This is a genomic window from Flavobacterium endoglycinae (assembly GCF_017352115.1).
GTDB classification, from domain to species: Bacteria; Bacteroidota; Bacteroidia; order Flavobacteriales; family Flavobacteriaceae; genus Flavobacterium; species Flavobacterium endoglycinae.
In genome coordinates, this window is sequence record NZ_CP071448.1 from 1,893,404 (window position 1) to 1,908,276 (window position 14,873).

Annotated in this window: 10 protein-coding genes; 5 read left to right on the forward strand and 5 right to left on the reverse strand. The window is 34.5% G+C overall.

The window, feature by feature from the left end; all coding sequences use genetic code 11:
* Positions 1 to 72 precede the first annotated feature (72 nt).
* The 3 genes from J0383_RS08230 (at position 73) to J0383_RS08240 (ending at position 3,182) form a co-directional block, all read left to right on the forward strand.
* Positions 73 to 1,617, forward strand: coding sequence for an Rne/Rng family ribonuclease (locus J0383_RS08230; RefSeq protein ID WP_207297930.1), 1,545 nt, complete (start codon positions 73 to 75; stop codon positions 1,615 to 1,617).
* Between the two features lie 219 nt (positions 1,618 to 1,836).
* Positions 1,837 to 2,373, forward strand: a complete 537-nt coding sequence (locus tag J0383_RS08235; protein WP_207297931.1) for a hypothetical protein — start codon at positions 1,837 to 1,839, stop codon at positions 2,371 to 2,373.
* Positions 2,374 to 2,408: 35 nt separating this feature from the next.
* Positions 2,409 to 3,182: a hypothetical protein gene (locus J0383_RS08240; protein ID WP_207297932.1), complete on the forward strand. Its 774-nt coding sequence runs from the start codon at positions 2,409 to 2,411 to the stop codon at positions 3,180 to 3,182.
* Between the two features lie 10 nt (positions 3,183 to 3,192).
* Here the strand turns inward: J0383_RS08240 and pbpC are convergent, their stop codons facing one another.
* The gene (gene pbpC, locus J0383_RS08245; RefSeq protein ID WP_207297933.1) at positions 3,193 to 5,568 is read right to left on the reverse strand and encodes a penicillin-binding protein 1C; all 2,376 of its coding nucleotides are present in this window, start codon (positions 5,566 to 5,568) and stop codon (positions 3,193 to 3,195) included.
* A 145-nt stretch (positions 5,569 to 5,713) separates the two neighbouring features.
* Complete coding sequence (locus J0383_RS08250) at positions 5,714 to 11,401, reverse strand: alpha-2-macroglobulin family protein (RefSeq protein ID WP_207297934.1); 5,688 nt, start codon at positions 11,399 to 11,401, stop codon at positions 5,714 to 5,716.
* A gap of 219 nt (positions 11,402 to 11,620) precedes the next feature.
* On the opposite strand from J0383_RS08250, the gene J0383_RS08255 reads away from it, so the two are divergent.
* Positions 11,621 to 12,154, forward strand: coding sequence for a hypothetical protein (locus J0383_RS08255; protein ID WP_207297935.1), 534 nt, complete (start codon positions 11,621 to 11,623; stop codon positions 12,152 to 12,154).
* Here the strand turns inward: J0383_RS08255 and J0383_RS08260 are convergent.
* The 3 genes from J0383_RS08260 to J0383_RS08270 form a co-directional block, all read right to left on the reverse strand.
* Positions 12,151 to 12,762: a suppressor of fused domain protein gene (locus J0383_RS08260; RefSeq protein ID WP_207297936.1), complete on the reverse strand. Its 612-nt coding sequence runs from the start codon at positions 12,760 to 12,762 to the stop codon at positions 12,151 to 12,153. The two genes, J0383_RS08255 and J0383_RS08260, sit on opposite strands and share 4 nt — an antisense overlap.
* Positions 12,763 to 13,419, reverse strand: coding sequence for a hypothetical protein (locus tag J0383_RS08265; RefSeq protein ID WP_207297937.1), 657 nt, complete (start codon positions 13,417 to 13,419; stop codon positions 12,763 to 12,765).
* A 61-nt stretch (positions 13,420 to 13,480) separates the two neighbouring features.
* Positions 13,481 to 13,924 (reverse strand): nucleoside deaminase, encoded by a 444-nt coding sequence (locus tag J0383_RS08270; RefSeq protein ID WP_207297938.1) that lies wholly within the window; start codon positions 13,922 to 13,924, stop codon positions 13,481 to 13,483.
* Between the two features lie 60 nt (positions 13,925 to 13,984).
* Between J0383_RS08270 and J0383_RS08275 the strand changes: the two genes are divergently transcribed.
* Positions 13,985 to 14,872: a hypothetical protein gene (locus J0383_RS08275; RefSeq protein ID WP_207297939.1), complete on the forward strand. Its 888-nt coding sequence runs from the start codon at positions 13,985 to 13,987 to the stop codon at positions 14,870 to 14,872.
* Position 14,873 lies beyond the last annotated feature (1 nt).

Genomic DNA, 14,873 nt, shown 5'->3' on the forward strand with positions numbered 1-14,873 from the left:
GGTTTTTGGTTTTCTTTACCAACAACTATCAACAAACAACCGACAACCAATTCACGGATAAAAATTTACAGTGTGAATAAAGAATTAATCATTAGATCTAGTTCTGAAGCCGTAGATTTTGCCTTATTAAAAGATGGAAAACTAATTGAATTACACAAAGAAGAAGAGAAAAGCAACTTTCAGGTTGGTGATATTTTTATTGCCAAAATCAGAAAACCAGTTGCTGGACTTAATGCTGCTTTTGTAAACGTAGGCTTTGAAAAAGATGCCTTTTTACATTACCATGATTTGGGTCCTAATCTAGCTTCTCAGCTGAAATTCATAAAACTTGTAAGCGCAGGTAAATTAAAAGATTTCTCCCTAAAAACCTTTCAGTTTGAAAAAGAGATTGACAAAGATGGCATCATTACTGATATTTTAAGTGCCAATCAATCTGTTTTAGTTCAAGTAGTTAAAGAACCTATATCGACCAAAGGCCCAAGAATAAGTGCTGAGCTTTCTCTGGCAGGAAGATTTATTGTTCTAGTTCCTTTTTCTGATCGCGTTTCTATTTCTCAAAAAATAGAAGACAAAAAAGAAAAGGATCGTCTAAAAAAACTTGTTCTATCGATCAAACCTAAAGGATTTGGTGTTATTGTTCGCACAGTAGCCGAAGGCAAAAACGTAGCCGAATTAGAAAAAGATTTGCAGAACCTGCTTGGCAGATGGTCTGCAATGTGTAAAAAATTACCAACTGCTCATCATCCATCAAAAGTATTAGGAGAGCTTAATAGAGCTTCTTCGATATTAAGAGATGTATTCAACGATACCTTCAGCGGTATTCAAATAGATGATGAAGAGTTGTACCATCAAACGAAGGAATATCTGCAAGAAATTGCACCTTCAAAACAATCGATTGTTAAGTTTTATCAATCAAATGACACTCCAATTTTTGAGAAATACAATATAGAGAGACAAATCAAAACTTCTTTTGGCCGAACTGTTTCTATGAGTAAAGGTGCTTATCTTATCATTGAACATACTGAAGCGCTGCACGTTATCGACGTAAACAGCGGAAACCGTTCAAACAAAGCGACCAACCAGGAAGATACAGCCATGGAAGTGAATATGATTGCCGCAGCAGAAATCGCAAGACAATTACGTCTGCGTGATATGGGCGGAATTATCGTAGTTGATTTTATCGATATGTCTAATCCAGAAAACAGGAAAGTTTTGTTCGACTTCTTGCGAGAAGAAATGAGCGACGATAAAGCAAAACATAAAATATTACCGCCGAGTAAATTTGGTTTGGTCCAGATTACCAGACAGCGCGTAAGACCAGAAGTGAATATCAAAACCAGAGAGGAAGATCCTAATAAACACAATGGCGAAATTGAAGCTCCAATTTTAATCATTGATAGAATCACCGCTGATTTAGAAAGACTTTTAAAAACCCACAATAAGGTTGTGCTAAACACACACCCGTTTGTGGCTGCATACCTCAGCAAAGGTTTTCCATCATTACGTTCAAAATGGTTTTTTGAACATAAAAAATGGGTGAAAATCATACCTCGTGACGCTTACACGTACTTAGAATACCATTTCTACGATAAACAAGGAAATGTTATTTCAGAATAAAAAACAAAAACCGCCTTTCGAAAGATTGGCGGTTTTTTTGTTTTTATTCTTGTTATCGACATTTAGTTTGAACTTATATTTATATAAAAAAAACTTTTAAGGGATAAGAAAAATAACATGGCTGGCTATTTTTGCAACTCATAAATTAATTTTAAAAACATGAGGATTAGTCTACATTCTTACTTTTTATTGATAATCCTTTTTTCATTTTCTTCAAAATTGTCAGCCCAAAGGGACACAATATCAAAAAGTAATGACAATGATCTTTTAGAATACAAAGCTAAACGGTTCACTGAAAATGTCAACAAAGCTGATAATATAGATTTTAATTATAAAGAAAGTAACAGTTCAAAATTTAAGTTTCCTATTCTCTATCTTGATTATAAAATAGCCAAGAAAAGTTTTTTATCTGGAGGCATAGAATTCTGTCTTAATCCAAAAAATGAAAACAATTTATTCTTGGGAGCCGGCTACGGAATCACAAACAGTTATAACGGAAATTATTATGGTCTTCCCGATATCCATTTATCATATAATACGAATCGAATCTGGTTCTATAAAGGCGGAGTATCTACAAAACATGCGTATGTTGTTTTTGGACCAACCTTTTTAAATTTAATAGACTTAGGGTTAGGTTATTCGCAACCATTTTCAGAAAACAAAACTCCTGAAATAAAAGGTTTTATATTTAACACTACCTTACGATTAACTTCTGTACCTAAAAGTGTACCTTATCAAAAGAGAATAATTCCATAAATCTAATTCTCTAACAACAAATTATGCTTCAAAACATGAAAAGAAATTTCAATCCCGTTTATCTATTTATCATTTTTTTTCTACTATCCTCAAAAATATTTGCTCAGAAGGATACTATCTATTTTGATAAAGACTGGCAAATTGTGAGCAAGGAAAACGCTTTATATTACCGAATTAAACCTTCAAAAATAAAAACAAAAAAAGCTGTAGGTTACAATATAAAAAACATTGATTCTCTTTTCGTAATTAATGATTACTATATAAAAACCAACACGTTACAATTTAAAGGTTACTCAGAAGACTATAATGCAAATTATTTAGCAGGAAAAGCAGAATGGTTTAATGAAAATGGAAACAAAATCGATACGAAAGATTTTAATTATAAAAACATCAACCACCCGAAATTTAAACTTCCTGAATTACCTATTTTTTATCTCGACTTTAAAGTGGCAAATAAAAGCCTGCTTACAGGTGGTTTAGAATTTTGTCTTGATTGTAAAAATAAAGATAAATTACTTTTAGGTGCAGGTTTTGGAATCACAAACAGTTATAACGGAAATTATTATGGTGTACCAGATATTCACCTTTCATACAATAAAAATCTATTGTTTTTAAAAACTGGAAGTTCTCATAAAAACGCTTATGTATTAGGCGGATTTTCTCTTTTAAATTTAATTGATCTAGGCATTGGCTACTCTTTTCCGTACTCAAACGAAAAAACACCTCTATACAAAGGTTTTACTACTGGAATTACTTTAAGATTTAATGGAGAACGACATCATGCCTACCAAACTTTAAAAATGTTTTAATACCAAAATTTTATTCCCTCACAATTTCAATTTTCCTTCTGATTTCATTTCCAGAAGCATCTACAACTGTAATAAAATGTATTCCCGTTGTTGGCGTAATTGGCAATTCATGAAATGTTTTGGTTGTGGCTTTGTATACATCATCAACATACCAAAATAATTCTTTATCTCTTTCAGAATAAGCCACTTTTAAGATTACAGGTTGTACGTTACTGTTAAAATCCTTTGTTAAATAGATTTTACTGTTTGCTTTTGGATAAATAAAATCCATTGTTGTGGTTTGTGTTCCTTCGCAACCTTCTTTGAATGGAGGTAACGGCAAATATTCTATGTGCTGGCTTTTGTAATACCACGCCATAACTGGAGGCAGTACAAACCAGTTTTTAGTCACAATATTATCGACGCTTTCGCAGCTACTGTTTACCTGAAACTGCTCTGTTTTATCTAAATGAATGGTTTTATGATACGGACAAACTTTGGTTGATTTTCCTTTTTTCGGAACCCATTGTTTAATTTTCGGACAGTTATCCTTTGCCAGATAACCGCTTAGACGGCAGACCTCAACTTCGGCTAAATCATTATACGGTGTATCAAACCATCTTTGTCTTGGCAGTAAATTAAAAACATCAAATAAAATTGGTGCGGCACTGGTAACGCCCGTGAGAGTTGGTCTTCCCTCGCCTGTTGCATTTCCAACCCAAACTCCAACTACATATCTGGAATTGGTGCCAATCGCCCAAGCATCTCTATTTCCGAAACTAGTTCCTGTTTTCCATGCAATTTTAAGCGAACTGTCGTAAAATTTCCAAGCCTCGTCTCCTTCAGGTCTATTGACTTCTTCCATGGCGTTGTACGTCAGCCAAATTGATCCTGCACCCAAAATGTTCTTCTGATTGGTTTCTGATCCAAAATCAGGCTTAAAATCGTTTTTATAATTGAGTTCGGTAAATTCGTTGGTTCTATATTGTCCTTTATTTTTAGTGTAATAATTAACCGTAGACGAAAGATTGGCATAGGCTCGGCATAAATCCCACAAATTGCTTTCTGCACCTCCTAGAATAAGCGATAATCCGTAATGATCAGGTGTTTTATTAATATTCCTTAATTTGAATTTCTGCAATTCTTCATAAAATTTGTTTACGCTAAAATCCTGCAACATTAAAACCGCGGGAATATTTAACGAACGTGATAAGGCACGATGTGCCGGAACTGCTCCGTCAAAAGTCAGATTGAAATTCTGCGGAGTATAACCCGAAATCTGTGTGGGAATATCTGCAATTAAAGTATTCGGCAGCAATTCGCCATCGTCTAACATTGCGCCGTATAAAAGCGGTTTTAAGATACTTCCTGTACTTCTTGGTGCATCGATAATATCTACGTCTTTTTGATGATCTGCATCTGCTGGGGAATTTCCAACATAGCTCATTACATTTCTGCTCTGAACATCAATGACCAAAATCGCCAAATTGTGAACTTCATTCTGTTTGTACTGACTGTAATAATATTGCGCAATTTGATTGACTCTGTTTTGAAGTGCGTAATCAATTGTGGTTTTAACTCTTGTTCCTTCTTCATTTTTAGCGACTCTTTGAAGCAAATGCGGAGCAATTTGCGGCAGATCATACGGTTTTTGAGGTAATGGTTCTTCTATCGAAAGTTCGTACGTTTGCTTGTCGATTATGCCTTCTTGATGCAGTTTTAGCAAAAGTCGATTACGTTTGTTTAATAGTTTTATTTGATTTTTCCCTGGATAAATTAAACTTGGTGCATTCGGCAGGACAGCTAGAACTGCACTTTCTGCCCATGACAATTGATTGGATTGAACGCCAAAATAACGCCACGAAGCCATTTCCAATCCCACAACATTTCCTCCAAATGGCGCATGAGCGGCGTACATTTCGAGAATTTCATTTTTGGAGTAGCCTAATTCTAATCTTGTTGCGAGAATAATTTCTATTAGTTTTTCAAAATAGGTTCTGTTTTTTCCTTTTCGGGATAATCGAATAACTTGCTGCGTTAGCGTACTTCCTCCTCTGACTACTTTTCCTGCTTTTCTGTTTTGTTTAAAAGCGTTGATCATTGCACCGGGATTGAAGCCGGGATGTTTATAGAAATATTCGTCTTCAAAATAAACAATGCATTTCTTGAACTTGTCAGGAACACTGTCTTGTTCTGGAAAACGCCATTGTCCGTCACGAGCAATTTTAGCGCCTAGCAATTCTCCTTCTTTGCTTTCTATTACGGTTGAATAGGGTTCTTTGAATAATGTTCGGGGTATCGAAAAATAGTAAATCAGCAAGAGCAGAAATGCAATTGCTGATTTTATTTTGTTCTTTTTTATCCAGTTTATAATGTGCTGGAGGAATGCTTTTAATTTATTTTTCAATGCTTGTTTTTTTTAACCGCAAAGACACTAAGTAATGCGCAAAGTTCGCAAAGTTTTTTCGCCACGAATTCACGAATTATTTTTTATAATTTAAATTCGTGAATTGCTTCGCCTGTTCGCTGTCGCTCGAGTCGTTGCTAATAATTTATTTCACCACCTCGACCCAGAATCCTTTTGTTCTTGCTAAGAATGTATTATCGTACATCGCTTCGCATTGCAATCCTGGCAGGTAATAATTTCCTAAATAGGATGCATTTAATAGAATACGGAAAACTTTCGTTTCTCTCGCTTTCATCCCGAAATAGAAATTCGTTCTGTCGTCGCGGATATCAATATAATCGGCAATATTATTTACTGCATCACCATAATCAGTGAAACGGGTATTTACAATTTCGAATCCTGAAGGCAGAATCTGCGATAACGCCACATTTTGAACGCTTTCTCCTCTTTGGTTTTTAATCGTTACCTCGGCAACAAATTCAGTTCCCTGATTAATTTTGGAAACATTAATCACACTTCCTTTTCTGTTTTTGAAAACTATAGAAGCCGTAACATCGCTTTGAACTGCATTTTCTTGTCCGATAGGCAGAATTCCAGTATTCAATACGCGAACATAAACTGTATTGGCTTTATTGTTTTTCAGCGTAATACTGTTTGTGCCAGAAGCAACAGACAAACTGCGATCTGCAACAGATTTACCTGTATTTATCGTTTCTCCTTTTCCATTTTTACTGAATTGGATATTGATTCCTCTTGGACCATTGCTAACCGCAAATTTAGACATTGCATATAAGCAATAAGCCGTTGTCTGCGTACTCATCCATTGATTAGCCGACATTTCTTTGGCTAATTTCGTTGCCGTTACAAATGCCTTTTGTTTTTGGTCTAAAAGAAGCATTGTTTCTAAAGCCATTGCTCTATTTCTTTCGCTTGAACCATAATAGTAATAGCTGTAATCGTCTGAACTTCCGTCGATGCTTGTTTTCAAGAATAAACTTTGTCCTGCCGATTTCTGACCTGCTAAAACATAAGCCGCTGCTAAACGAAGCATACTTTCGTTCGAAATGCCTTTTGTTTCTCTTAATCGGTTCATGGCTGATAAATCGGCATTTCCAGCTAGAGCTAAGGTATATAAACGATATGCCTGAGCTAAATCATTTCCGTATTTCGGTTCAAAACGCCATTGTTTCGCTTCCTTCTGCTGATACGACAGCCATTTTGATTTGAAGTTTATTGGCAATACATATCCTTTTTTCTCCGCTTCAATCAAGAAATGTCCAGCGTACGAAGTTCCCCAATCGTCTGCAATTGCATTTCCTTGCCAGTACGGCATTCCTCCGTTTGATAATTGGAAATTACCCAATCTTGCAATTCCAGCAGCAATATTTTTTTGAATCAAATCTTTACGTTTTGCATCAATATCGGCTACATCACCCAAATACAGTTGTGGAAAAACTGATGAAGTTGTTTGCTCCACACAGCCGTGAGGATACTGAATCAAGAATTGTAATCTTCCGTTCAAATTCATTGATGGCATTGACGAAACTTCCAATCGTGCTTTGTTGCTTCCTGCAATTCCAAAGGTTTTCCATGAAATTGTTTTAGCGCTATTTGGCGTTAAAACAACATCGGTAAAAGTACTCGTAACCGGATTCGGATTGGTCATATCGATTTCAACATCGTAAACTGATTTTTCACTTCCAGATGTTGCGATCACCTGAACTTTTGCAATTCCAGTTGCAGATCCTACAACCAAATTAAAATACGCCATTTTCTCATCTGGCTGAGCAAAATTCAATCTTTGAACTGCACTTCCCATTACTTTCAATCCGTTGCTTGTTTTTACCTGAATCGAAACATTTTTGATTTTATTCTCAGTTGCAAAAACCGTTACTGGAAGCGTTACTTTTTCTGATGGCGAAATTTTTCTTGGCAACGAAGCCAAAACCATCAACGGACTCTTAACTTGTGTCGCTTTTTCTACACTTCCGTAAGCGCTTGTTTTCGCATCTCCTGCCACAACCATTGTTCGAACAGAACCAATGTATTTAGGCAATTTTAATTGATGTGATTTCGTTTCTCCTTTTTCTAATTTAAATGGACCGTAATACAATACAACAGGCTTAAAACGGTTGGCTTTTTTAGCTTTTCCTCCGCCTAAATCCTGATCTCCACCAATACTGAAAATCTGATTTATTTTTCCGCCGTAAGCCCCAATCACATCATCGTAAATATCCCAAGTTTTTACACCTAAAGCTTCACGAACATAGAAACTATCCCACGCATTTGGCGTTTTAAAACGGGTTAAATCTAAAAGTCCTTCATCAACAACCGCAATTGTATACGTCATTTCTTTGCCTGATTTCTCGCCTACTTTTACTGTAAATGGCTGTTCTGGCCTTAAAACATCTGGCATAGTAAGAGTTGGTGCCAAAATGGTATTTTTATCTACCACTTCGATTGGCACAATTCCGTACATACGAATTGGCGAATCGTTTTTGGTTGAAGCGTGCGGCTGCAACAACGTAATATTGAAATAAACGTTTGGCGCCATTGCTCCCGTAATCGGAACTTCAACTTTGGTTTCTCCCTTTTTAGTTTCTGCCCAAATCGTCTGCACTACTCTTGATCCGTTTTCTACAGAAATCAATGCACGGCCACCTTCACTTGAAGGGAAAGAAATCTGTGCTTTTTCTCCAACGGCATAGTTTTTCTTATCGGTAGAAAATACTAACATATTGGCTGTAGAAGCATCTCTGTTACGGGTTTTCCCAGACCAGATCGGCCAGTCGATATTTACGGTTAACGAAGTCGCGTGACCATCTTCCTGATCGGCAACACGAATTAGGTAACGTCCCCATTCCTCATCCGTCAAAGCAAATTGAAAACTTCCTTTTCCGCTTGAATCGGTATTGATTACAAACGTTTTGTATGAAGTTGTTGCATCCGACGAATTATAATTGGATAAATTATCGCTTGAAGAATCCCACCACCATCTCCAGTCTACTTTGTAAACCCTAACTTCGAGATTACGAACCGATTTTGGCCTTCCGTTTTCATCAACTGTTACCACTTCAAAACGATTATTTGTTCTCGTTTCAAGCATACTGTATTTATTCAGTTCTGGCGTTTTAAGTCCAACATAGGTTTTGTATGGAGAATAAGTTGTTGACATTACATCGGTACTAAAATCTCCTCCTTCTTCATATACTTTTGTAATGAAAGAAGCGCGGAGCATTCCTGGTGCCTGACCTTGTAATCTTGGCTGAATATTTATCGAAGCTTTTCCGCTTTCGTTTAATTTTCCAGAGAAAACATTGATTTCTTCTGTACTGAATTGACGCGCTAAATCATCAAAAGTATATTTTTCGTATCCTTTGAAGGTTGTGGCTTGCTGAGAGAATTTTGCCTGCATTTCTACATTCAAATTCTTTGCAATTGCTCCGTGAAGCCATGTTACTTCCAGATTATCGGTATTTGGATACGATGCCGAAAGTGTTTTTCTGCTAAAGGTATTTTTGATTTTCAAACGATTTGGTTTGATCGTCTCAATCTTAATACTCTTATAGAATTTTGCGCCTCCAACGCTTACCATTGCTTCCCAGTTTCCTGTTGGCGCATCTTGGTTTGTTGGAACGGTAAAAGCATAATGATTTAAATCATTCGTTTTTTGAACCGTCTGATAAACTGTTTTTCCATTCGGATCATTTAATCGGAATTTAATGGGATGCGATTTTGGCAGTTTATTCGCAGCATCATTCAAGATAAAAGACAAATACAAATTATCTCCCGGACGCCAAACGCCTCTTTCTCCGTAAATAAATCCTTTTAAACCTTTTTGTAAAGTCTCTCCCGCAACATCAAAATTACTTACCGATAATGAAAGTCCGTCATCGAGCTTTACATAAGTTGATTGATCGCCTAAAGTTACAATGGCGAAATAAGCGAATTTATCCAATTGGAAAGACGCAATTCCTTCACTGCTTGTCGCTTCTGAACCTATTTTTTGCTGTTGGAAATTATACAAATCTACTCTCGCATTCGAAACCGGTTCTGTTGTAACGATATTGTTTACCGCAAATAAGTACGATTTGTTCTCTCCTCTTTTAGCAATAACACCTAAATCTGTAGCTAAAATATTGGTTGCAATTCTTGCATTATAGAAATACGAACCAGAGCACGGATCTTCACTTTCTCTCCAGTTATAATCATCATAGTACGAGTAATCGTCATACGAATTTCCACTGTAGTTTACGTCGTTTTCATCTACTTCTTCTTCCTCAGCTTCATCGTCATTTCCTTCTGATGTTTCACATTTATAAAGTGAATATTTCTTTTTATAAACAAACTCCACTCTGTAAATGGCTCCTGGTTCTGGTTTGATGATTTTAGATAAATCTAAAGCATAGGTGTTCCATTTTGAAAGATTTACGAGTGTGCTTTCCCTCAAATTAAGTGTTGTTTTGGCAATTGGCTGTGCTACTTTTTTGAGGTTTTGTCCGCCGTTTAATTCATTATATTGAAGGAACTGCAGAATATTATTTTTATAAATCTTATATACTTTTACATCTACAGCACTCAGATTTACAGCTTCAAAGTTCAGTTTTAAATTATTTGAACTTGGCAGAATCGTTCCGTTTTTAATAAAACGAATATTGGGTTTGATCTGGTCAAAAGAGATTTTTTTGCTGTAATTGTTCTCCAGTTTTTTGCCGTACTGACTTTCGATTCCTTGAAAAACTTCCAACAACAATTCTCCCGTCACAACTTGTTCCGGCGCTTCATCTGGAACCACTTCTACGATATCTTCAACCGGGGCTGCGGCTGAATCAACTGCCACTGCCGCCGAGTCTACTACAACTGCTGCCGAATCAACAGCCGCTGCATAAACAGGTTCTGCAACCACTGCTGCAGCTTCTTCTTTTTTAGTTGCATTTTGGTTTGTAAAATATACTTTCAGTAAATTTCCTTGAGTGGAGAATTTAAGATTATTGGTGTTTTGTATCGAAACCAATCCAGCAAAATCTTGTCCTTTTTCTAAAGGTTCGGAGAAATTAATTAAAACCTGCTGATTGTTTCCGTCTGGAACTTCAACTTTTATGACTTTAAATTCGTTTATGCTAGTAATAGGAAAATCGATTTGCCCTTTTTGATCAATATCGAAATCATTTCCATCATAGATAATTTCTAAATTTGAAGCTTCAGACTGACGTTGAATACTGTCAATTATAAAATGAAATTCTTTTCCCAAAGACACGTTTTTATCAAACTTAATCTTAAGATCGTTTCCGTTATGTTTGGCTTTTACCAATTTAATAGCCGTTTCTAAATCAATATTGTCTGCTGTTTTTAAGGTGCAGTTTAAATATTGGTATTCTTTGCTGTACGACTGAATATCTCCAGTATTAATGGTAAAATCCTGTTTAACCGTTTTAACTGTAAAATTGAATTTAGAAAGTTCCTTTTCTTTCTCTTTTGGAATAGCAGTTAGTTTATCTAGGTTTAAAGTAACCTGATATTCTGTTCCTGCTTTTAGTTTTTTCTCCGGAATAAAAGCCAAAGTATTGGTAGAAAGCGCAATGACTTTTCCGTGAACACTTGGCGAAATATCAAACAAATCGTCGTCTAATTCCTGATTGGGTTTCCAATCGTTTTTATCGAAAGCTAAAACCACTCGAATATCAGAATCTGCAGAAACGATACCGCCTGTAAAACTGGTAATGTAATCTTTGAACAATGAAAAATCGGAGTTGAAATCGGCAGCTGATTTTCGTCCGCAGGATTGAAAAATAAAAAACACAAAAAATACGATAGACAGTCCTTTTGCTTTCACTTTTATTTGGAGTTAATTGGTTAACATTTTTGTAGATTTAAAATGCATCTGTTAATGGCAATAACAGTAAAACACAAATTAAATTATTATAAAAGTAAAATATTTTCGCAATCTTTTAAGAAGAAAATTCTTTAGCCATAGTTATTTAACTTTTGTTGAAGTTCCTTTAAAAACTAATTATTAAAATATTATATTTCACAAGGCTTTAATAATATAAAAATGGCAAACAATTCTAACAAATATTCTACTGAAAATGAATTTATTATTAAAAATAAAAACATCATCATATATCTGATGGCTGTAATTTCATTTTTTGTTTTAGTTGCTTTTGTAGATTATTATGTTTTACCTTCTTCAAAAACTAACGATCTAATTACTCATTACTTTGTTCGAACTTCTGGAAAATCTAAACAAAAGGTTTCTTATCATTATCTGACACAAAAAGGTTTTACTTTTTCAACCGCAAAAGAATATATTGAAGAGAATAATATTGAGATTGAAACATCTTTATTATTTAATTCCGTGACAAAAATAAAGTCTAAGACACAAAATTACACCAATCTTCTTTCTAGTGGCTTAAGCATTAATGGGATTCAATTTTATATCTGCCTAATTTTGCTTTTTTCTTTAGGCATCAGCATAAAGATAATGCTTTCTAAAAAAGGCTTTTCTGAAAACACGTTTTACAATATCGTCTGCTTTAACTGCTTTATGATATTTATATGTTTTTATATGGGAGGTTTTTTGTTTTAAAGAATGAATGGATCTCTATTAACATCCACAATACTTACATCTGAATTTTGTTCGTGGTAATCAAATTCTTCAATTCCATTATTAACTATTGATAAAAATTCCGATTCATGAATGGGAACTACCCAAATGAACTCAGTTTTAAATAATTCTTCGCATAAAACAGAAGAAAAATTTTCATCTTCACCTCTTAATTCATCAAATAAAACTGCTTTCGTTCTCCATTCATTAGGAGCTAAACCGCTAGGTGGCATTACTCTTGGCGGAGTTATGTCTGATATTTCGGTTACTGTGTGTACTGCAATATCTAATAAATAATCGCAAACAGATTCAAGAGAAGCTTTTCCCAAATCGCAGGGAAGTGTAAAAATATATTCACATTCAACTTTTCCCATTAGTCCACTTTGAAGAGAAAGACCAATAGTTGCAATACGGCAGATTTTATTTCTTTCATTACAAGGAAAATAATAAACATATATTTTTTCATCGAACTTCTTCCTTGTAGAAATTACACGAGATTCCGGCAAGCCCCAATATTTAATATAATTACATAATACTGCGCTATGATAAATATCAAAAATAAATTCTTTCTCTTTATTTAGTAAATCCATTTATTGTCCTATCAAATATATGTTTTCTAAAATCTCATTAACGTTATCTTTTGAGGAATCTTTCATTTTTTTCGTTTTACAGTTTTTAATTACCGTCTCCAATAAGTCCATACGGTTATTAATTTTGCAAATCAAAGCAGAAAACAAGGTAGGATAAGAATAAGATTCATGGTTTGAAGCGATATCATTTATAGTTTCAAGATTTCCTGAAAATAGATGTAATAATTTAATTGAAATATTAGAATTAATTTGGTCAATCATTTCTAAAACTTTTTCCTCAATATTATCATGTGGATAAAACGTAATGACGCCATAATCTTTAAAAAATGCTTGATTTTTGAGCTTACCTGAATAAATCGAATAAAATCCTTCTGTCTCCAATAATGAAAAATCTATAAATGAAAAATTCATTTCAAACATTTTTTCATACAGAATACAAGACATTGCTTTTGCCTCAATTACAAAAGAAGAAATAGCTCCAAAACGCTGATGACTTCCAGTTAATTGACGTATAACTATTTCACCAATTTTTTTATCATTTAAATTTATACTAAGAGTATCTTTTTTAAATGTTTTATTGAAGTCATATGGAAAAATTAAAGTACTTTTCTTTTCTATTTCTCCTTTTAACCCTGATCTAAGTTTCTTTATTTCCAAAATAACTGCATTTTAAAAATTAATATGCAAAGTTAAATAAAAAGTAAGAAAAAACTCTAAGTCACTTCCTCCTTTCCAGAAAAAAACGTTTCATTAAATCAGTCGCTTCATTTGCCATTACTCCAGAAACAACAGTTGTTTTAGGATGAAGTTTTGTTCCCATATTCAAGAATCCGCGTTGTTCGTCGCGAGCACCAAATACAATTTTTGAAATCTGGCTCCAATACAAAGCTCCTGCGCACATTTGGCAAGGCTCGAGAGTTACATAAAGCGTACAGTCTTTTAAATATTTTCCGCCTAGAAAGTTTGCCGCTGCGGTTATAGATTGCATTTCGGCATGTGCTGTTACATCATTTAGCAACTCAGTCAAATTGTGACTTCTTGCAATTACTTTATCAGCAACCACAATAACTGCTCCAACAGGAATTTCGCCTTTTAAGTAGGCTTCTTCTGCTTCCTGCAGGGCTTTTTTCATAAAATATTCATCGGTGAAAGGATTTTCCATACTTGCAAAAGTAAAACTTTACACATTATTTTTATTACATTTAAATTTTGAAATTTGAATATGGAAAGAAAACATAAAATCTCAATACCTGAACCGTGTCATGAAAACTGGGATAATATGACGCCTACCGAAAATGGGCGTTTCTGTATGAGCTGTGCCAAAACAGTTATTGATTTTAGTGTTATGCTTCCCGAGGAAATTAAACGTTATTTTGCCGAACATCAAAACGAAAGAATCTGCGGAAGGTTTAAAAAATCGCAATTAGACGGAATTAGGATTCAAATTCCTAATCGTATTTTATATTCGCAGACAAACTACCATAATGTTTTTCTTTTGTCTTTGTTTATTGTAATGGGAACTACTCTGTTTAGTTGTCAGGACAAAGAAGGAAATAAGAAAAAAATAGATAAGATTGAAGTAGTTGAGGATAACAAATCAGAGCAAATTGATATTGAGAAAACAGTCTCAGAAAATAAAGATTCTATTCCCGTTAATACATCTCAAAAAGTTTCTTCAATCAAATTTGCAAAACCATTACCCACAAATTGTGGGGAGATTATTTATGAAGAAGACCAATCTTCATTAAAAATAAATGATCAAAAAACAATTGCACAAGATTCTATTGTTGAAGGCGATATTTACATTTCAGGAGCGGCAATAGAAACAAGTCCATATTATCCTGGCGGAATTACTAATTTTTATCAATTTTTCGTTAGTGAATTTAAATTTCCAGAAGATGCCGAAAGTCCAAAAAACCGTATTTTTGTCAGCTTTGTAATCGGAAAGGACGGTTCGTTATCATCATTTGAGTTTCCAAAAAATATTGATCCAAAAATAAAAGCAGAAATAACACGTGTTTTAAGTTTATCTCCTAAATGGCAACCGGGTGAACAGAACGGAAAAAAAACACGAACCAAGTATAGTTTACCAATAGCAATTCAAACATGAA

Coding starts and splice junctions, on each gene's coding strand:
- J0383_RS08240 (WP_207297932.1), top strand. CDS start 2,409: ATGAAAAGAAATTTCAATCCCGTTTATCTATTTATCATTTTTTTTCTA.
- J0383_RS08255 (WP_207297935.1), top strand. CDS start 11,621: ATGGCAAACAATTCTAACAAATATTCTACTGAAAATGAATTTATTATT.
- J0383_RS08275 (WP_207297939.1), top strand. CDS start 13,985: ATGGAAAGAAAACATAAAATCTCAATACCTGAACCGTGTCATGAAAAC.
- J0383_RS08260 (WP_207297936.1), bottom strand. CDS start 12,762: ATGGATTTACTAAATAAAGAGAAAGAATTTATTTTTGATATTTATCAT.
- J0383_RS08270 (WP_207297938.1), bottom strand. CDS start 13,924: ATGGAAAATCCTTTCACCGATGAATATTTTATGAAAAAAGCCCTGCAG.